Origin of the sequence: Methylovulum psychrotolerans, assembly GCF_002209385.1 — a bacterium.
In the GTDB taxonomy this organism is placed as follows: domain Bacteria; phylum Pseudomonadota; class Gammaproteobacteria; order Methylococcales; family Methylomonadaceae; genus Methylovulum; species Methylovulum psychrotolerans.
On record NZ_CP022129.1, the window covers coordinates 1,724,109 to 1,744,607 of the forward strand.

A 20,499-nucleotide genomic window follows, 5' to 3' on the forward strand; every position below is an offset into this window, starting at 1 on the left:
AGAACTTACAGGCTATGCAGTTCGGCATAGAGGGCGCGGAATTCGTCGCTGAGTTTATGGGCAGGCGCGTAATGGATGAGCGGTTGCGAGGCGGAATGCGATTCCCTGACTTTCACCGATGGTGAGATCATCGCCGCCAAGACGGGTAGGCCTTCGGCGATCAGCTCTTCGACCAATTGCCGTGGCAAGTTCGCTTGTTTTTGGTATTGGTTGACGACTATGCCCTCTACTGACAAGTTTTGGTTATGGTCGGCCTTGACTTCGGCGACCGATTGCATCAACGTGTACAACGCTTCTCTGGCAAAACTGTCGCAATCAAACGGAATCAGGCATTTTTCGGCGGCAATCAATGCCGATTGGCTATAGAAATTTAAAATCGGCGGGGTGTCGATAAAAATATTGTCGAAGCCTTGGAGTTTTTCCAGAGCTTCTTTGAGTTTAAAGATTTTAAACCGGGCTTCTAAGCGGCTTTGTAGGGGATCAAGCTCAGGGTGCGAGGGGATAACGAACAGGTTAGGGAAGGGGGTCTCATGGATGATGGTTTCCAAACCCGAATCGTTATTGCCGCCGCCGAATAGGGATAAGCTTAGGCAGTTTTTAAAGAACAGGGCGATGGTTTTGTCGCTCTCGCTGACTTTCGCCCCTAACAGGTATTGCGTAGAGTTGCCTTGTACGTCTAAATCAATCACTAAAGTCCGTTTGCCTTCAACGGCGCTGATTGCCGCCAGATTACAGGTGATGGTGGATTTGCCGACCCCGCCTTTTTGATTGAAAATCACTCTACGCATGGTTGTTCCTGTTTTAAATTAATAATTTGTGCTTTAAAGCCCCCGCTGGAGGGGGCTTGCTAAGGGTTTAGGTCAGATTCTGACAAAGGTATTGCTATGGCAAGCCGGGCATTCGGGGATTTCGCTGGCGGCCTTAAAGGCGATTTCTTTGCCGCACGCGTCACAGATAAAAGTGCCCGGGCTGGTGATGTCACCGCTATGGTAAATGTGTTTGGTCGCTAACTGCTCCAGCTTGGCCAGTTCGATGCGGGTTTTGTCGGCCAAACCTAGAAACGCATCCAAGGTGAAGTTTTCCAACAGTTGCACGTCAAATTTAAACCACTCGCTTAAGGATTCGTTATCCGCATCGCCCGCTAAGCCTTGTGCGGCATGTTCCACGTCGCGCTTGAGGAAATGCCCGACCTTGTCCAGCTCTTCATTAGTCAAGTCGCTGACTTTGCTTATCTTTTCTTTGGCAATATCCAAGCTGTCGGCAAACGAATGCAAGGTATCGTCCATGACTTCGTAAAGATGTCCCATTAAATCGAGATATGCATTGATAAGATTATTTTTATTCATAGTCCAACTCCTGAAAATGACGCTTTAGATTTAAGCAACTGTACGGTATTCTAACGCTTTTGATCGGTAAAAGACGAGAAGGATGCAAGAAAATTATCAACCGCTCATCATTGAGCAAGACGCACAAAATGTCTGGGCCGCCTCAGGCGTATTTAAAGCTTCGGAATCTTCGCCTGCGGATAAGTATTACTGCCTATCCATGTTCCCGTATCCTAGCGGCAAACTGCACATGGGCCATGTCCGTAATTACACGATAGGCGATGTGATTAGCCGCTATCAACGGATGCTCGGCAAAAACGTCTTGCAGCCTATGGGCTGGGATGCCTTTGGTTTGCCTGCCGAAAATGCCGCTATGCAAAACGGCGTACATCCTGCCGATTGGACGTACAGCAATATCGACTATATGCGCGACCAGCTCAAACGCTTAGGCTTCGGTTATGATTGGGATAGGGAAGTCGCCACTTGTGACCCTGAATACTATAAATGGGAACAATGGCTGTTCTTGAAATTGCTGGCGAAAGGGCTGGTCTATAAAAAGACCGCTCCGGTTAACTGGTGTCCTAACGATTTGACGGTCTTGGCGAACGAGCAGGTGATAGACGGCTGTTGCTGGCGTTGCGACACTCAGGTCGAGCGTAAAGAAATTGCCCAATGGTTTTTAAAGATCACCGATTATGCGCAAGAGCTGTTATCGGCGTTAGAGACGCTGGATGGCTGGCCTGAGCAGGTCAAGACCATGCAGGCGAATTGGATAGGCCGTTCGGAAGGCGTGGAAATGGATTTTGCCTTGCCGGACAGTGATCAGGCGGTGCGGATTTACACCACCCGCCCCGATACCTTAATGGGGGTGACGTATCTCGCCATTGCTGCCGAACACCCGCTGGCGTTGGCGGCGGCTGCCGATAATGCGGACATCCAGGCGTTTATCGACGAATGCAAGCTGATGGAAACGTCAGAAGCGGCCATGGAGACCATGGAAAAACGCGGTATCGCTTCCGGCCTCTACGCCCTGCATCCCATCACTGGCGAACAAGTGCCGGTATGGATTGCCAATTTCGTCCTGATGGGCTACGGCACAGGTGCGGTGATGGCCGTACCCGCGCACGACCAACGCGATTATGAATTTGCGCAAAAATACGGTATTGCCATCAAACAAGTGATTTTCGCCAAGCCGGGTGACGACGAGGCCGATTGTGCACAGCAGGCCTATACCGCCAAAGGTGTGTTAAAAAATTCCGGCCCGTTTGACGGTTTAAGCTCTGAACAGGCCTTTGTCGGTATTGCCGAAACCCTTGAGCAAGCGGGTAAGGGCTTGCGTAAGGTCAATTTCCGTCTGCGTGATTGGGGCGTGTCGCGGCAACGTTATTGGGGTGCGCCGATTCCGGTCATCTATTGTGACGGCTGTGGCACTGTGCCTGTGCCTGAGCAAGACTTGCCTGTCACTTTACCGCGCGATGTGGTGTTGGACGGTTCGCAATCGCCGCTGGTGGCGCATCCGACCTTTTCCAAGACCACTTGCCCGACCTGCGGCCAGCCCGCACGGCGCGAAACCGATACCTTTGACACGTTTATGGAGTCGTCTTGGTATTTTGCCCGTTTTGCCAGCCAGCCGGATACGGCCATGCTGGATGCTAAGGTTAACCATTGGTTGCCGGTCGATTATTATATCGGCGGTATCGAACATGCGATCTTACATCTGCTGTATGCGCGGTTTTATACCAAGTTGCTGCGTGACGAAGGCTTGGTGGCCTGTGATGAGCCATTTAAAAAATTGCTGACCCAAGGCATGGTGGTGGCGGAAACTTTTTATCAAATCAACAGCCACGGCCATAAACAGTATTATAATTTGACTCAGGTTGAGGTCGAATGCGATAAGAAGGGCAAGATCATCAGCGCCAAATTGGCGGCGGACGGTTCGGAAGTCACGGTGGGCAATATTGAAAAAATGTCCAAATCGAAAAATAACGGTGTTGACCCGCAAGTGCTGATTGACCAATACGGGGCCGATACCGTGCGCCTGTTCATCATGTTTGCCGCGCCGCCGGAACAGTCGTTAGCGTGGTCTGATAGTGGTGTCGAAGGCGCATCACGGTTTTTGAAACGGCTGTGGCGGCAGGTTTACCTGCATGTGAGCGCTGGCTTAAGCCAGGTAGTGGTCGATAAAGCCGCCTTAACCGCCGAGCAACGCGCCGTTCGGCGGCAATTGCACCAAACTATCCAAAAAGTCAGCCATGATGTCGGTGTGCGTACCATCTTCAACACCGCCATTGCCGCGAATATGGAACTGATTAACACGCTGGCGAAATTTACCGACGATTCGGCCAATGGCAAAGCGATTAGCCAAGAAGTCTTGGAAGCGATCGTCTTGATGCTGTCGCCTATCGTGCCGCATATTTGCCACCACTTATGGCAGGCTTTGGGCCATGACGGGGCGGTGGTGACACAAGCGTGGCCGCAAGCGGACGAATCGGCGTTGGTGCAGGATGAGTTGGAGATTATGGTGCAAGTTAATGGTAAGCTGCGTGGTAAAGTCACCGTGTCGGCCAATGCCGCTAACGACGAAGTGCAGGCCAAAGCCCTTGCCGATGAGCATATAGTGCGTTTTATTGACAATGCCCCGATTAAAAAGGTGATTGTCGTGCCTAAAAAACTGGTGAATATCGTTATTTAAAGGATAAAGTGATGGCACCTAAAGCCTTTATTGTGGTCGTAGCCTTACTGTTGGCCGCCTGTGGCTATCATTTGCGCGGTGCGGTCGATTTGCCGGACAGCCTGAAAAAAGTCTATCTGAACGGTGCGTCCATGCAGTTGCGTGAGCAATTCAGAAAAGTCTTGCGTGGGGTTTCCGGTGAACTGACCACAAGCCCAGAAGCTGCCGGTGTCGTCATTAATGTGGCTAATGAAATTAGCGACCAACGGGTGTTGTCGCTCAGTGCCAGAGGCCGCTCTAATGAGCTGGAATTGTACTATCGCCTGCAATATACCCTGGTTAAAGCCGATGGGGCGGTCGTGCTGGAAGGCTTGCCTGTGGAGATTAAGCGCGAATATTTTAATAATCAGCAAGATATTGTCGCCAAGGATAACGAGCAGCAGGTTATCCGTAACGAAATGCTCCAGCAAGCGGTGCGGATAATGCTAGACCGTATCCGGCTCAGTTTGGCTACCGACAAAAAATAAGATGCAGTTACGGCTTGAACAACTGAACCCCGCCTTACAAAAAAGTTTGGCGGCGGTGTATTTTATCAGTGGTGACGAACCTCTCCAGATAGGCGAAGCGGCCGATGCCATCAGGGCGGCGGCCCGGCAGGCCGGATTTACCTCACGCGAAGTCTTTTCTGTTGATGCGGGTTTTGCTTGGGGACAGCTCAGCTTGGCGGCGGATTCCATGTCCATTTTTGCCGATAAACAAATTATCGAGTTACGGTTGTCCGCCAGTACCCCTGGCATGGAAGGTGCGAAGGCGTTAATGGCCTATTGTGAGCGTTTGCCTGACACCTCGTTATTACTGATAACCGCCGGTAAACTCAATAAGGAATCGGTGAAAACAAAATGGTTTCAGGCGTTAGATAAAGCGGGTGTGGTCATGCAAATATGGCCTTTAGAAGGCCAGGATTTATTGCGCTGGCTGCAACAGCGCTTGGCACAGCGGGGCTTACAGGTTGAGGCGGCGGGCCTGCGCTTATTGGCTTCGCGCATTGAAGGCAATTTACTGGCGGCGGCGCAAGAAATTGAAAAATTGTATGTGCTGTATGGCAATGGTGCGCTGACCGTCCAACAAGTTGAAGCCGCTGTCGCGGACAGTTCCCGTTATGATGTCTTTAAGTTGATGGACAGCATTTTGGCGGGTAAGGCCAACCGGATTTTAAAAATGTTGGCAGGCCTGCACGCCGAAGGGGTCGCCCCTCAAGTGGTGTTATGGGCTATCCTGCGCGAAGCCAGGACACTGATGAAAATAAAATGGGCGTTGGCGCAGGGGCAGAGTTTGGAGACGGCGTTTAAAAACAATCAAATCTGGGATAAACGCAAGGCCTTAGTGGGCGAAGCCTTGCACAGGGTGGCTGAAAATGAGTTAAGCCAAGTGCTGGTGTTAAGCGCCAGGGCAGATCGGCAAAGCAAGGGCCAGCAAGCGGGCGATGTCTGGGAAACGTTGCGGGCGTTAGCGCTGATGTTAGCGTCAATCCCCGTTATCCAGCAACAATAGGATGGGTTTATGGGGGGTTATGGCAAGTGAAAAAGAACCTGTTCTTTCGTTGTAACGGAAAAGGCGCGTGAAGCAAAAAAAACACTCATTAGTTAAGCGGGTTCTGACAATTTACATTGTCGTTGTGTTGGTCGTTGTGATAGCGGTTATCGCCCGGTTGGTGCAGCAGGAAGTGAAAACGTCAAAATATCAGGCGCAGTATCTTTCCCAGATCAGCAAACAACTCAGTTTTAAACTCGTCAACGGATCGAGTAATTCCGTGCGCTATCCGAAATCTGGCCCTTATGACCAACGGCTAGGTTACACCTTGTTACCTGAAACCATTGATGGCTTAAAAAAAGCCGGTTATGACATCACCGCCCAGGCAGATTTTTCGCCCATGATGGCGGAACTGGTCGACTATGGCTTGTTCACCATTTATCATGAAAAAACCCAAGCAGGCCTGCGCATTCTTGACCGCCGTAACCAATTGGTGTTCAAAGCGATGTATCCGGCTTATGGGTATCCGAATTTCGACGCGGTGCCGCCTGTCATCCTCAATACCTTATTATTTATTGAAAACCGTGAGTTGCTCAATGAGCAGAACGTTCAAGTCAATCCGGCCATTGAGTGGGATCGGTTGGGTTTTGCCAGTTTGCAACTGATGGCGCATAAGCTAGGGGCGAGCAGTACCGTGCCGGGCGGCAGTACCTTGGCGACACAAATCGAAAAATACCGCCATTCCCCAAACGGCTATACCAATTCTATTGTCGATAAATTCCGGCAAATGGGCACGGCTTCGGTACGCGCTTATCTTAAAGGCCCTGATACCCGCGCCATGCGCCAAGAAATCGCCTTATCTTACCTAAACTCCATGCCGCTGGCGGCAACACCAAAATCCGGCGAAATCCATGGCTTAGGTGATGGTTTGGCGGCTTGGTTTGGGGCGGATTTTAACGAAATTAATAAATTGCTGTCGCCTAGGGCTTTAGCGGCAAAACGTGTCAGCCCACAACAGGCGCAAGCGTATCGGCAAGTGTTGGGGATTTTGTTGTCGCAACGGCGGCCTACTTATTTATTGGGGCCAGGTTTTGATGCCCTGCAAAACCTAACCAACAGCTATTTGCGGATTTTGGCGGAACAAGGCCTAATTTCCAATGCCCTGCGCGATGCGGCATTGCGTGAGACGACGCTGCGTCCGAGTAAAGCCGCCATCATTCCCAGCAAATTTGCCGCCGAGAAAAAAACCCAAGCGGTGTTGCGTAGCCGCTTGGGGAAAATGTTAAGCGTCAAATCCAATTATGATTTGGACAGGTTGGATTTGACCGTGCAAACCACGCTGGATTTTAATACCCAACAGGCGGTCAATCAGGAGTTGCGGCGCTTGGGCGAGCCGGAATATGCCCAAGCGGCCGGGTTGTTAGGCAAGCGGATGCTGAACGAAAATACCAAGCTGGCCCCGATCGTCTATAGCTTGATGCTGTTTGAGCGCGGGCAAAGCGGCAATCTGTTGCGCGTCCAAACCGACAACTACGACCAAGCTTTGGACATTAACGAAGGTATCCGCATAGATTTAGGCTCCACCGCCAAATTGCGCACCATGGTGCATTATCTGGAATTGCTGGCCGACATTTACGAAAATTATAAAAACCGGCCCGCTGCCGCCTTACGCCAAATTCCCTTACATCCGCGTGACTACCTCTCCCAATGGGTTATCGAGCAACTGACCGCTAACCCGCAAATTGACCTACAGACTTTGTTGGATAAAGCCTTAGACAGGCGTTACTCATCCAGCCCTGGGGAGAGCTTTTTTACTGGCGGCGGGCTGCATACCTTCAGCAATTTCAGCAACACCGACAACGGTAAAATCATGTCCATCCGCGACGCGTTGCGGGATTCGGTCAATTTAGTGTTTATCCGGCTGATGCGCGACGAAGTGTACCATCACCTCTATAAGCCCGACGGTTTGGCGCGTTGGCTGGAAAGCCCTGACGACACGCGCCGCAAAGAATACCTGCACCGCTTTGCCGATAATGAGGGCAGCGTCTACTTGCAGCGTTTTTATAATAAATATCAGGACAAAACCCCGGAAGAGGCTTTCGGAATTTTGGCCAATAGGGTGCTTGCCAAACCGTCGCGGCTGGCCATGCTGTTCCGTGCGGTTTACCCTGATGCCGATGAGCAGGCGTTAAAAAAGTTCTTGCTCCAGCGGCTTGAAGGCAGCCAGTTATCCGATGACGATATTTATAGCCTGTATGACAAATATACGGTTAAGCACTTCGATTTGCAGGATCAAGGCTACATCACCAAAATCCATCCGCTGGAATTGTGGTTGGTCGGTTATTTGGTGCAAAACGCTAAAATTGACCGTGATGACATGATGGCGGCCAGTGCCCAACAACGCCAGGATGTCTACCGTTGGTTATTTAAAAATGGCCGCAAAAACGCCCAGCAACGGCGTATTATGACCTTATTGGAAATTGAGGCGTTTCGGGAGATCCACAAGGCGTGGCAAAAAGTCGGTTATCCTTTTGAAGAACTGACCCCCTCTTATGCGACTTCCATCGGTGCGTCCGGCGACCGTCCCGTCGCGTTGGCGGAACTGATGGGCATTCTGCGCAATGACGGCAGAAAATTGCCGATAGTGCGTTTTGACAGCCTGCACTTTGCCCAAGGCACACCGTATGAAACGGTTTTGCATAAAACCCTTGGCCAAGGCCAGCAGGTGTTTGCCCCAGAAATCGCCATTGCCGCACGAAAAGCCCTCATCGGTGTAGTGGATGGCGGTACGGCTTCGCGCTTGAGGGGTGTTTATACTAATCTCGCCGGACAACCTTTAGCGGTGGGCGGTAAAACGGGTACGGGCGACCACCGTAAAGAAGTATGGGGGGCAGGCGGGCGCTTAATCGAATCGAAGTTTGTCAGCCGCGCGGCGGTGTTTACGTTCTTTATTGGCGAGCGTTTCTTCGGGGTCATTACCGCTTATGTGGCCGGAGAAAATGCGGGTAGCTATCATTTTACCAGTTCCTTGCCCGTGCAGATCATGCGCCACCTTAAGCCGACTTTATCGCCACTGATTAATACCTCCCCTGGAGGTGAAGGCCTGAAAACTGAAGAGGGGATGAGCGTACCTGTGGTGTCTGAGGATATGGATGCTAAAACTATCACCGAAGCGGCCAAACCCGCCGCCGTGAAAACCGTGCAGCCCGTGGAAGCCACCAAACCGATACATAAACCGACAAAGCCTAAGCCGGTAAAAGTATCGCCACCTAAGGCATCCTTAACGCCTTCCGCCACTCCGGCGGCAGTTAAGGCGAGCCCTAAGCCAGTGACAGCCAAGCCTAAAACCGTTAAACCCTCTGTACCGGAAGTTGATGCTAACGGTGAAAATAAGCCGCCTGTAGTCAAGCCTAAAGTGGTGAAACCGACAATCCCGGCCACACCAGCGGCGACTAAACCCGTGGTGAAACCGTTGCCCAAACCACCCAAGCCCAGCCCGACGGTTAACATCCCTGTGATTGTGCCTAGCCGTCCGGCAGTGAAGCCCGCCCCTAAACCTGTTAAGCCGCCAGCAGCCACACCAGCCCCGGCCAAACCTGTCGTTAAGCCACCTAAGCCGCAGCCAGCGGCAGTGCCGCCCGCTGCACCAGCGCCTTAGGGCGGCAGGGGCGGTTAGCGTTTATGGTCAAGAGACCGCAAACCGAACCGCCGTTGACCTTTCAGGTTGCTAAAACCTGAAAGGTCAGGCTGCTTAGTTAACGCGTTTTGTAGCCTGTCTTTAACCGCATTTGCTCTCGCCGCAATTCAGGCAGGTCATGCAGCCGTCCATCAGCACCACGGCTTTGGTTTGGCATTTGCCGCATAATAAGGCTTTAGCAGGAAAGCTGGAATCGTCCTGGTTAGCGGTTTCGGCATGGAGTGTGTTAAATTCGCGGCGTTTTTCCGCCAAAAACTGTTTTTGGTGGGCATCTAGCTCGGTGTCTTTTAACATGCCGATATTTTTTAAATGCGACTCGATGGCGCAACCGATTTCCGCGACCAGCGACGGCATAAACACGCCGCCTTTTTTAAAATAGCCGCCGCGCGGGTCGAACACGGCTTTAAGTTCGTCCACCAAGAAACAGGCATCGCCGCCTTTGCGGAACACCGCCGAGATGACCCGTGTCAAGGCCAATACCCATTGGAAATGCTCCATATTTTTCGAGTTAATGAACACCTCATAAGGGCGGCGCTCTTCATGTTCGCTGCCTAAGTTGAGAATCATATCGTTAATGGTGATATACAGCGCGTGTTCCGACTGCGGGGTTTTGATTTTGTAGGTCGAGCCGTACAAAATCTCTGGCCGCGCCATGTTTTCGTGCATACTTTCCAGCCCGGGTATGGATTCTTGGACCGGATTCTCGTCTTCGTTGCTTGCCGGTGTGTTAGGGGTTAAGACTTTATAACCGGTGATTTTTTTATTAATTTGCTGGATCATAATATTGTCGGGATCAGTTATTAGGGTTTAGCGGGCTATTGATAAGCGGACTTGCTGGTCTTTAGGCCAAGCTAACACTGCATATAGTTAAAAAAACAAAGATTAACACAAAATATAGATTATATAGAGTAAATTTCAAGGCAAAGCCTAAATTATGCCTATTATTTTGCTGTTATGGCGGGCGGTTTTATAGCGTAAACCAAGGTTTAGGTTTTGTCCGCCGCCGGACTGCTTAACAGTTGCGCCGCCAGTTGCGTACCCGCTTCAATAAAAGGGTGTATCACAAAGTCAGCGCCTAAGGCGCGTAACTTTGCCTCTTCATCATCTAGGAGACACACGGTGCCGATATGGCCTTGGAACTGGCGTAATTGCAGTTGGGTAATTGCTAAGGCGCGTAGCTCAAAATCGGGGACAGCAAGGATAATCCCCCTGATTTTGTTTAGGGGTAGGCTCTCCCAGAGCGCGTTATCCTCCGCATCGCCATAAATGACCCGGCGGCCCTCCGCTAATAAGGCTTCCAAAACGGTCGGGTCGGCATCCAAACCCAAAACCCGCTTGTCTTGTTGGCAAAAGGCCTGATATGCCGATAACCCGGTGCGCCCCATGCCGATAATTAGCCATTCGGCAATGCCGACACTGCCCGGTAAGCGGTCGGGGTGGTTGGTTTGGCGCTCAAAGCGCGTTAAAAAAGGCGCGAGCAGGGCAAATAAGCGATGGGAAACGCGGTTTAAGGGCGCAGCGACCGCCAGCGACAACGCGACCGCCAAACCAATGGTTGCTTCCCAAACCGGCGGCAACCAATGGGCATCAACCACTGCCGAGGCGGTGATTAAGGCAAACTCGCTGTACGTCATCAAAGCCAGCGAAGAAATGAAGGCGGTGCGGGCGCGTAGCCCGACCAGCAAAAATAAGGTGAAGAACAGCAAGCCTTGTAAAGGCAAGGCCGCCAACAGCCATAAAGCTTGTATCAGTTCGTCATAACCGGGCAAGTCGGTCAAACCGATTTGCAGGAAAAACGCCACCAGAAAGGCCTCTTTTAAGCCCCATAATTTAGCGGCCAGCTCATCGGTTTTAGGATGTCCCGCCAACATAACCCCCATCAGTAACGCGCCAATATCGCTGGAAATGCTGACTTTTTCCGCCAACATGCCGCCCGCCAACGCTAAGGAAAACCCCAGCAACAATTTCAGTTCGGCGGCGCGGCTGGCATTCAGGAAGCGGTAAGCAACAGGCCGCAATAAGGGCAGCAGCAACAGCCCCAATGCCCACGGGGTCGGTTGTTTGCCGCTGGTGACAGCCAGCAGGCCAATGGCGACAATATCTTGCAAAATCAAAATGCTCAGCACATCCCGCCCGTACAGGGTGGACAATTCGCCGTTGTCTTCCAGCACTTTAATCGCCAACACCGTGCTGGAAAATGCCAAACTAATCCCCAGCACCAGCCCGCCGGACAAATGGCCGCCTAAGGCAAAGAAAATGCCCACCGACACCGCCGTTACGATCAGCAAATGCAAACCGCCGACACTCAGCACTTCGCGCCTTAATAATGAATGTAGCTTCAGTTTCAGGCCAACGGTAAACAGCAGCAGTTGGATACCAATATCTGCCAGATGCGCCAAGGTAGCGTCGGGGTGGATGCCTAGGGCGTGTAAAACATAGCCGGCGATAAGGTAGCCGACCAAGGGCGGGAAATATAAGCGGCTGGTGATTAAGCCTGCCAGATACGCCGTACCTACCAAAATTAACTCTAATTCCATAGTGACTGCTCCTGATTCGGGTAAGTGATACGGTGATTATAGCGTGAAGCCACAGATTTGGCTGGCACTAAAAAGCGCGGCTGAATTCATCGTCACTGCTAGGCTTGGGTGGTTTAAAATAGACGGTTTTAACTTTCCCCTCTGATTATCTGATTAATGCGTATTATCCTCGGCATAGAATACAACGGCAGCGCTTACTACGGTTGGCAGGCGCAAGCCCATGCGTGTAGCGTCCAACAAGTGTTGGAGCAGGCGTTAAGCAACATCGCCCAGCATCCGGTCACGGTGTTATGCGCCGGACGCACCGACTCCGGCGTACACGCCTTAGAGCAGGTAGTGCATTTTGACAGCTCGGCGGAACGGCCTTTGCAGGCTTGGCATTTGGGCGGTAACAGCCATTTGCCGAATGATGTCAGGATTCTTTGGGCGCAACCCGCCCCGGCAGATTTTCATGCCCGTTACAGCGCCATCGCCCGCTATTACCGCTACATTATCAGTAACCGCGCCACCCAATCGGCCTTACTGTATCAGCAGACGACATGGTGTCCGCAACCTTTAGATGCGGAAAAAATGCACCAAGCGGCACAAGCCCTACTGGGCGAGCATGATTTTACGTCCTTCCGGGCGCAAGGTTGCCAATCGAAAAGCCCTAGGCGGATGCTGTATTTTATTACGGTTTATCGGCAGGGCGACCAAGTGATTATGGATATTTCCGCCAATGCTTTTTTGCACCACATGGTCAGGAATATTGCCGGGGTGCTGATGGAAATAGGCATGGGCAAGCAACCCGTCACTTGGACGCAGTTTTTACTGGCCGCCAAAGACCGCAAACTGGCCGCCCGCACCGCACCGCCCCAAGGCTTATATTTGGGTGGGGTGTATTACCCGGAACAGTTTGGTTTGGTAAAAAATCCGGTGTTCGCACAGTTACCCGACGATGCCAAACGCTTTGATGACGGTTGGGCTAACAAATCTCTTTAAGGAACGTGCACGAAATAAAGCCTGTTGTAGAGATGAAGGGCTGTTCCCTGAGCGGAGCCGAAGGGAGCGGCCCTTCGGCTCCGCTCAGGGACTGAAAGGTAGAATCGGACACGCTAAGGTGTCATGAACGCCTACTTAATTTTATGCACGTTCCTAAAGAGGGCTGGTACAAGCCAGCCCATCCCTAAATTGTAAAAAGTGCTTTAAAATTATGGAAAATGTGAAGCAGTTAACAGCTTTTATCGCTTAAAGACAGTAGAATCACGGCTATTTGTTAATCTAGGGCGTAAAAATGGCAAAATTCTTAACTGATGTTACGCACCCCATCCCAAAAAGAGTATCATTGACGGATGGAAAAAGAAAAAATAGAACTCTACACAGACTACCTGATCTGCAATCAAGGCTTTGCAACGGCGACGGGCTTGTCGGCGATGCTTCAAGCTCGAATGCCTGAAGATAAAACATAAAACCAATCATTTCGCTATGCGGGCCAAGCTGTTCGTCAAGGCCAACCAAATGGCTTATGAAGAGTTGCAAAAACTAAGGGCTGCGTAACATCAGTTATTTAAGAAGCTGTCATAACAAAATGAAAGAGCTGGGTGCATGATGTAATTAATAAATAATCGCGACAGACGTAACGGTGTAGAGGATAATGCCTTTCGGATAGGCGGTACACTGTCAACACTTAAGCTTTTAGTCCTTACCGCGTTCCTTTACGATACGCGTACCCATTTGGATATAAAGCGTATATTAAAAATAATAATAAGATCAATAAAGCAGGTAGGCTTTTATGCCTAATTTAGGTGCGGCGTACCCTTAGGAATGTAGCAAAGTGCAGATAAGGGGATGTTTGCAGGGCAAACCCGTTAAACGGCATAAGCAACACCTGTTTATTGGCTATCAAATCCACTCCTTAAAGGCTTATTGAGGTTTTATGATCCAGGCATTACTTTCACTGCTGGCATGGCTCCTGTTCCTTTTAACATTACCCGGTACGTTGGAGTTGTTGGTCTTAACGGGTGCCGCTATTGGGTATAGATCCCGACCGCAAAGCCTTTCTGAGTCTCCTGCGGAGTTGCCGCGTCTGGCTGTGGTCATGCCGGCCCACAATGAAGCTGACGGTATTAGTGCGTGTATCGCCAATCTGAATGCCAGCCTTCAATACGCCCCCGGTTGCCAACTGGTCGTCATCGCCGATAATTGCCAAGACGATACCGCCACGCTTGCCGCCGCTGCGGGGGCAAGGGTATTGGTGCGGCATAATGAGACGGAACGCGGTAAGGGCTATGCTCTCGATTATGCGTTTAAAACCTTGTTGGCGGAAAGTCTTGCCGGTTTTATTGTGGTTGATGCCGACAGCCGTGTCGATACCGCTTTTGTTCATACCTTTCAACTCGCTTTTGCCCAAGGCAAGCAAGCCCTACAATGCCGTTACCGTATCGCCAATCCCCAAGCCTCACGCCGCGCCCGCCTGCAATATATCGCGTGGTTGGCATTTAATGAATTACGGTTGGTAGGCCGCGAAAAGCTGGCCGTTTCGGTCGGGATTTTAGGTAACGGTTTTGCCCTTAGCCGTACTGTGCTCGAAGCCGTGCCTTATGAAGCGGGTTCTATAGCGGAAGACATGGAATATCATTTGCGCCTTGTCGACGCGGGTTTTCAGGTGCGGTTTCTTGATGCCGTAACGGTATTGTCCGACGCGCCTAACCAAGGGGCTAATGCCGCCGTGCAACGTAGCCGTTGGGAAGGCGGACGCTTCCGGCTCATGGCCGAACATATCCCTCTCTTATTTATGGGGGTGTTACAAGGCAAATGGCGTTTGTTGGAACCGTTGGCGGAATTGTTGTTGTTGCCGCTGGCTTATCATGTGCTGTTGCTGGCGGCGGCTTTATTGCTACCATTGCCTATTGTGCAGTATTATGCCTTGGCTGGATTACTGCTGGTTGTTGGGCATGTGCTGCTGGCAATCCGATGCGGCGGTGGCGGCCTTGCGGAAATCAAAGCCTTAGCGATGGTACCGTTTTATATTTTCTGGAAACTGACCTTAATGCCAAAATTGTGGCGTAATGCCCGGCGCAACGCCCAATGGCAACGGACAGATAGGGAGGGATTATGAGTGAATTATCGGTGCTGATCGTCACTTACAACAGTGCGCCGTTGTTACGGTTGTGCTTAGATAGCTTAATGGCGCAAACGTTAGCCGATTTTGACATTATCGTTGTCGATAACGCCTCGCGGGACGGTACGGCGGATATTGTCCGCAGCGACTATCCGCAGATCCGCTTGCTTGCCAATGACACCAATTTAGGCTTTGGCAACGCCAACAACCTGGCGTTAGCACAAGCACAAGGCCGCTATTTGGTGCTGCTCAACCCCGACGCGGTATTACCGCCCGATACCCTGGCAAAGGCTTTGCAACATAGTGAAGCAACCGCCGATGCGGGCATGGGCGGTGGGTTATTGCAAGGTACGCAGGGCGAATGGCAACCGTCGGCACGGCAATTTCCGTCTTTATTGAATGATGGCCTGACGCTGTCCGGTTTGGCAAACCGTTATCCGGGCTCGCGTTTTTTCGGCAAATTCGACCGCTCTTGGGCCGACCCGTTGCAAGCCGCCGATGTGGATTGGGTGCCTGGGGCGTTTGCGATTATACCGCGTAGCTTGGTGGCTCAAATCGGTCTGTTCGATCCGCGTTTTTTCCTTTATTATGAAGAAGTTGACTTGTGCCAGCGCATCCGTAAAGCGGGTTTTAAAGTCTACTACTGGCCGGATTTGCTGATTACCCATGTTGGCGGTGCATCGTCGGAAACGGTTGATGAACTGGTGTTTTCCAGTGCCGGTAAACAATTGACCTTATGGCGTATGCGTAGCCAACTGCTTTATTACCGTAAATGGCATGGCTGGGTTTATAGTTGGCTTGCTAAAAGTCTGGAACAAAATTGGCATCGGCTGCGGGCTTGGCGCAATGCCCACCGCACCCCCGAAAAAGCCGCCGAATCCCGGCATATTGTGCAACTATGGGCGCAAGCTTGGGTGGAAACCCAAGGCGGTTTGGTGTCCCCACCCCAACCTTGGTGAAGCGTATGTTTGAACTGATTAGAGAAGATTGGCGGGCTTATGAGGGTGACATTTGCCGCCAAGGCCTATGGGTGATGGTGGTCTACCGTTTTGGCCGCTGGCGTTATAGCATTCGGCAACGTTGGCTGCGCTTGCCGTTTTCCTTGTTGTACCGTCTCTTAAAATTAGCGTCGCAAATTCTGACGGGCATTGATTTGCCCTGTGAAACCCAAGTCGGACGGCGTTTGGTCATTGAGCATTTTGGCGGCATCATCATCAGCGGCGACACAGTCATCGGTGATGATGTGGTGATCCGCAACGGCGTGACTATCGGTCTGAAACACACTGGGATAGCTGGGGCACCGGTGATCGGCAACCGTGTCGACATCGGCACAGGTGCGAAAATATTGGGCGCAATCCGCATCGGCGACGATGTCGCCATCGGTGCGAATGCCGTAGTGCTGAAGGATGTGCCTGCCAACTCGTTGGCGGTGGGGGTTCCCGCCGTGATTAAGCCGCGCAAACTTCAGGAATAAGGCCATGACCCGTTTATTCGATGTGCTGGTCAGCGGTGTGTTGCTGCTGTTGCTGTCGCCTTTTTTGCTTTACCGTGCCGTGGCCGGGCAGATAAGTACGCATCAGGTCTTTATCCGTATGCCGCAACTGGGTTATCGGCAACGCCCGTTTAACCGCCTCAGTTTCGCTAGTGCCGCTAGTGGCAAAAATTTAGCGGTGCTGATCAATGTGTTGGCAGGTGATTTGGCTTGGGCAGGAGTCCGCGCCTTATCGCCCGCCGAAGCCGAACAGTTAGGCGCTAAGGCCAGCGACCATTTTAATTTTCGGCCCGGTGTCCTGTCTGCCTACAGCCTTAAGCGGCAAGTAGGCTTGGCTTATGATGGCGAATTTGCCACTGACCATGCGTTTTTCACTCATCTGTCGATTAAAAGCTATATTGGCTTGTGCTTGCGCGGACTCATTGCTTGGGTCTTAGAGGGTGATGCCGACCGGCCTACTGCGCCCTTGCTGCATTTTTGGGGGGTCGATATTCTCAATACTACCATGACCGAAGCCTTAGATTGGCTTGAGGCTTGCCTCGACAAGCCACACACTTCGCTGCTGGCTTTCGTCAATCCCGCTTGCCTGAATATCGCTTATACCCATGAAGACTACCGCCAAGTCCTGCAAAATGCCGAATGCGTGTTGCCGGACGGCATCGGCATTAAAATCGCCTGCCGTTTGCTGGGGCAGCACTTACGCGAAAATGTCAACGGCACGGATATGTTCCCGCGTTTGTGCGACCGCGCCGCCAAAGCAGGCTACAGCCTGTTTTTGTTGGGCGGTTTGCCGGGTATTGCCGAACAGGCGGCAACCGCCATGCAGCAACGCTTTCCTGGCTTAAAAATCGCCGGTGTCCAAGACGGTTTTTTTTCTGATGCGCAAGAACCGCAAGTGCTTGCCGCCATCAATGCCTCTGGGGCGGCCGTTTTGCTGGTCGGTTTTGGTGTACCTAAACAGGAGTTATGGTTGGCGCGTTACCGTGAGCAATTGCGGGTGCCTGTGTGTATGGGGGTGGGTGGCCTGTTCGACTATTATTCTGGGCGTATTCCTCGCGCCCCGGTTTGGATGCGCGAAATCGGCATCGAATGGACGTGGCGTTTGCTGCAAGAACCTGGACGTATGTGGCGGCGTTATTTGATCGGCAACCCTTTGTTTCTCTATCGTGTTTGGCGACAACGCCAACAAGGATGAACTATGAACGACGATGAATTGCAGCATGAATTGCTGCACCGCTATAGCCGCCTGCGGTATCTGAACAGCGGCATTTCTCCCCGGATGTTGCTTAAACGTTGGTTATGGCATGGCGTTATTAGCGGCACTTATTTTGTCAAGCGTCTGATCGACGTGCTGGCTTCGGTCATATTAATGATTTTACTGATACCGCTGTTTGCAGTGATTATGGCGTTGATTTACAAAAGCTCGCCAGGCCCGGTATTTTATAAGCAGACCCGCGTCGGACGTTGGGGCAAGTTGTTCACAATGTGGAAATTCCGCTCCATGTATCTTGATGCCGACCAACGCCTAAAAGAAATCAAGGCGCAAAATGAGATGGCTGGCGGGGTGCTGTTTAAAATGAAAAACGACCCGCGCATCTTTCCGGTCGGTAAGTTCATCCGCAAAGCCTCAATAGACGAACTGCCGCAATTATGGAATGTTTTTAAGGGCGATATGTCTTTAGTCGGTCCGCGTCCGGCTTTGCCGTCCGAAGTGAACCAATATTCCCTGCAAGACCGCCAACGTTTGGAAGTTATTCCAGGGATTACTTGTATCTGGCAAGTGTCGGGGCGTTCTAATATCCCCTTCCCGCAACAAGTTCAGTTGGATGTACAATATATCCAATCGCAATCGGTGTGGCTGGATATCAAGCTGTTGCTGAAAACCATTCCGGCGGTGCTGTTAAGCCGAGGAGCTTACTGATGGACGTTATTATTTTAGCGGACAGAAAAGGCCAAGAATTATTGCCGCTGACCGATAATACCTGTATCCCGTTATTGCCGTTGGCTGGCAAAAGCGTTTTGGAACATACCTTGGAAGCTTTAGTACAAGCTGGCTTACGCCAAGCCCACATTGTGCTTTCGCCCCATGCCGAAGCCGTGAAAGATTTTTTTTGTACTGGCGAACGCTGGGGTATGGCGTTGACTTTTAGCACCAGCCGTGGCGAAGAGACTCCGCAGCAAGTGTTGGCAAGCTTAAGCATAGCACCTGAACCGCCATTTCTGCTCTTACGCGGCGACGTGGTGCGTAGCAGTATGGTCGGTGATTTTGTCGCGCAAGCACAAGTGCTGGCCGCCCCTTGCGTACAGGCCCGATGCGGCGGAGACAATGGTTTTATGTTGTTTTGCCGCGAACTGCGTCCTAACGTTTTAGCCAATGCCGACTGGACATTGGCCGAGGAAGCCATCCCTTCGGTTGACGTGGTGGGAGGTGTGGCCAAACTGGATTCCTTGGCTGGTTTCCATCAAGCGAATCTGGATGCCGCCGCAGGCCGCATCCCGCTGTTATTGCCCGGCTTGCAAACCGCTTTGGGCATGACGCAAGGCCGTAACAGCCAAGCTTACCCACAAAACATCAAACAGGGTATTGCCCTGATTGGCGCTTATTGTAGCTTGCATCCGTCTGTGGAATTGAGCGGTGAGGTCGTGATAGGCGATCATGTCATCATTGATCGCCGTGCCAGCATTGCCGATAGTGTTATCCTGCCGCATAGCTATGTCGGCGAATTGGTGGAAGTCCGTAACGCCATTGTGCGCGGTAATGAACTGATTCGCGTGGACAGTGGGGCGATACTTAAGATAACCGATACGTTTTTGCTGGCTGATTTGACCACCAATCCCCTGCACCAAGGCTTAGGCGATGCCTATAACCGTAGCGCAGGTGTGGTGTTATTGGTGCTCAGTTTACCGTTGTGGCTATTGGCGGCGGTTTTGCTTGCCGGACAAAAAAACGCCACACCCCTAGCCTGTCGCTTGCGCGGTAACAAAATAAAATTGGATGATTTCGGTTTGCCGCAACGGGCGGAATTTGCGGCATGGGAATTGCCGCTGGGTTTTCCGGTGTTGCGTTATCTGCCGCGTCTATGGGCGGTTATCAGCGGTGATTTGCGTCTAGTGGGGGCATTGCCTGTCAGTCTTGAAACCTCGGCGCAACGCACCGAAAATTGGGAGCAATTTGCTGACCAAGCTCCAGCCGGATTATTAGGCCCTACCCAATTGCTTATCCCCGCCGATGCGCCCGAAGAGGAAAAATTGCTCAGCGATTCGTTTTACTGGGCAAATTTCAGTATCCGGCAAGATTTCCGCTATCTGGCCCTCGCGTTACGCGGCCTGCTATCGGCCAAAGCATGGCGCGGCTAAGTCCTTAAGTGCACAAAAATAATCATCGGGGTCACGCAATATACTGGCGACTACTATACAATAGAAAGGCAGTGCTTGCAGTATCCGATCTATACGGTTGGAAGCTTAGCCTTTACCGATGCCCTAAAGCGGTACATCCCTTAAAGACTTATGTTTGTCCTGTAAGCCAAACATAACAACATCTATAAACGGTGTTCTTATCTATTTTCAACCACTATAAAAATGAGCGAACCGTGAGCTACAAAACCCGTTTAATAAAAATGGCCATAAAATGGACACCCACAAAATTGATTTTATGGGTCGCCAATATCAACCTCAAAGGCATTGCAGAGTTGACCGATTTTAGTGTCGACCTAGATGCGCAAACAGCCTTCGTTCAACTAAAATTGGCGGGTGAAGACGAAGCGATTGAAATCTGTTTGGAAGGTTTTGGTGTCGTAAGTGATGGGCAATCTTGCCAAGTTACCCTCCGGTACGCCCAAGCTAATCGGCTCTGGCTGGATAATATACTTGCGCGTATCGTCGGTAAAACGTGGACAATTCCTGTGCCGCCCCAACTTGCCCCCCATATAGGTTTAGTCACTGACTTATTTAAGGTTGAGGAACCCAAGCCCGAACAAGATTAATTGGCGTAGGGCAAGGGACTGGGCGTTTTGCTTAAGCCATTTGCAGGTGCTTTGCCCTACAAAAGCATAAAAAGCCGCTGTTATGCTTAAGTAGTTTAAGCCGTTCCCATAATCCGTTACAATCATCATAAAAAATGCACATGCTCGCTGTGCCTTCTGTCATG

General features: G+C 51.4%; 16 protein-coding genes and 1 pseudogene. 13 read left to right on the plus strand and 4 right to left on the minus strand.

What is annotated here, in order from left to right:
- Positions 1-5: 5 nt before the first annotated feature.
- Complete coding sequence (locus CEK71_RS07845) at positions 6-788, minus strand: ParA family protein (protein ID WP_088618875.1); 783 nt, start codon at positions 786-788, stop codon at positions 6-8.
- 72 nt (positions 789-860) lie between these two features.
- Positions 861-1,346 carry a zinc ribbon-containing protein gene (locus tag CEK71_RS07850; RefSeq protein ID WP_088618876.1) on the minus strand — a complete coding sequence of 162 codons (486 nt, stop codon included), beginning with the start codon at positions 1,344-1,346 and terminating at the stop codon, positions 861-863.
- 82 nt (positions 1,347-1,428) lie between these two features.
- Between CEK71_RS07850 and leuS the strand changes: the two genes are divergently transcribed.
- From leuS to CEK71_RS07870, 4 genes are all read left to right on the plus strand, one after another.
- On the plus strand, positions 1,429-4,017 hold the full coding sequence (leuS, locus tag CEK71_RS07855) for a leucine--tRNA ligase (RefSeq protein ID WP_088618877.1): 2,589 nt from the start codon (positions 1,429-1,431) through the stop codon (positions 4,015-4,017).
- 11 nt (positions 4,018-4,028) lie between these two features.
- A complete protein-coding gene (locus CEK71_RS07860) occupies positions 4,029-4,523 on the plus strand; it encodes an LPS-assembly lipoprotein LptE (protein WP_088618878.1) in 495 nt (164 codons plus the stop codon).
- Between the two features lies 1 nt (position 4,524).
- On the plus strand, positions 4,525-5,547 hold the full coding sequence (holA, locus tag CEK71_RS07865; RefSeq protein WP_088618879.1) for a DNA polymerase III subunit delta: 1,023 nt from the start codon (positions 4,525-4,527) through the stop codon (positions 5,545-5,547).
- Positions 5,548-5,614: 67 nt separating this feature from the next.
- Complete coding sequence (locus CEK71_RS07870) at positions 5,615-9,184, plus strand: transglycosylase domain-containing protein (RefSeq protein WP_088618880.1); 3,570 nt, start codon at positions 5,615-5,617, stop codon at positions 9,182-9,184.
- A 120-nt stretch (positions 9,185-9,304) separates the two neighbouring features.
- On the opposite strand, the gene CEK71_RS07875 is transcribed toward CEK71_RS07870, so the two are convergent.
- A complete protein-coding gene (locus CEK71_RS07875; protein ID WP_088618881.1) occupies positions 9,305-10,003 on the minus strand; it encodes a TSCPD domain-containing protein in 699 nt (232 codons plus the stop codon).
- Between the two features lie 206 nt (positions 10,004-10,209).
- Positions 10,210-11,760, minus strand: a complete 1,551-nt coding sequence (locus CEK71_RS07880; protein ID WP_088618882.1) for a cation:proton antiporter family protein — start codon at positions 11,758-11,760, stop codon at positions 10,210-10,212.
- A gap of 156 nt (positions 11,761-11,916) precedes the next feature.
- Between CEK71_RS07880 and truA the strand changes: the two genes are divergently transcribed.
- From truA to CEK71_RS07920, 9 genes and pseudogenes are all read left to right on the plus strand, one after another.
- Positions 11,917-12,741, plus strand: a complete 825-nt coding sequence (truA, locus tag CEK71_RS07885) for a tRNA pseudouridine(38-40) synthase TruA (protein ID WP_088618883.1) — start codon at positions 11,917-11,919, stop codon at positions 12,739-12,741.
- Positions 12,742-13,176: 435 nt separating this feature from the next.
- A pseudogene (locus CEK71_RS24290) lies at positions 13,177-13,296 on the plus strand (IS701 family transposase); the annotation flags it as partial.
- 379 nt (positions 13,297-13,675) lie between these two features.
- Positions 13,676-14,857 carry a glycosyltransferase family 2 protein gene (locus CEK71_RS07890; protein ID WP_088618884.1) on the plus strand — a complete coding sequence of 394 codons (1,182 nt, stop codon included), beginning with the start codon at positions 13,676-13,678 and terminating at the stop codon, positions 14,855-14,857.
- Complete coding sequence (locus CEK71_RS07895) at positions 14,854-15,819, plus strand: glycosyltransferase family 2 protein (RefSeq protein ID WP_088618885.1); 966 nt, start codon at positions 14,854-14,856, stop codon at positions 15,817-15,819. Before CEK71_RS07890 ends, CEK71_RS07895 begins: the two co-directional genes overlap by 4 nt.
- Positions 15,820-15,824: 5 nt before the next feature.
- The gene (locus tag CEK71_RS07900; RefSeq protein ID WP_088618886.1) at positions 15,825-16,334 is read left to right on the plus strand and encodes a serine O-acetyltransferase; all 510 of its coding nucleotides are present in this window, start codon (positions 15,825-15,827) and stop codon (positions 16,332-16,334) included.
- Between the two features lie 4 nt (positions 16,335-16,338).
- Positions 16,339-17,547 (plus strand): WecB/TagA/CpsF family glycosyltransferase, encoded by a 1,209-nt coding sequence (locus tag CEK71_RS07905; protein WP_088618887.1) that lies wholly within the window; start codon positions 16,339-16,341, stop codon positions 17,545-17,547.
- A 3-nt stretch (positions 17,548-17,550) separates the two neighbouring features.
- Complete coding sequence (locus CEK71_RS07910; RefSeq protein WP_088618888.1) at positions 17,551-18,273, plus strand: sugar transferase; 723 nt, start codon at positions 17,551-17,553, stop codon at positions 18,271-18,273.
- On the plus strand, positions 18,273-19,709 hold the full coding sequence (locus CEK71_RS07915; protein WP_088618889.1) for a sugar phosphate nucleotidyltransferase: 1,437 nt from the start codon (positions 18,273-18,275) through the stop codon (positions 19,707-19,709). Before CEK71_RS07910 ends, CEK71_RS07915 begins: the two co-directional genes overlap by 1 nt.
- 233 nt (positions 19,710-19,942) lie before the next feature.
- Positions 19,943-20,335 (plus strand): hypothetical protein, encoded by a 393-nt coding sequence (locus tag CEK71_RS07920; protein WP_088621539.1) that lies wholly within the window; start codon positions 19,943-19,945, stop codon positions 20,333-20,335.
- Positions 20,336-20,499 lie beyond the last annotated feature (164 nt).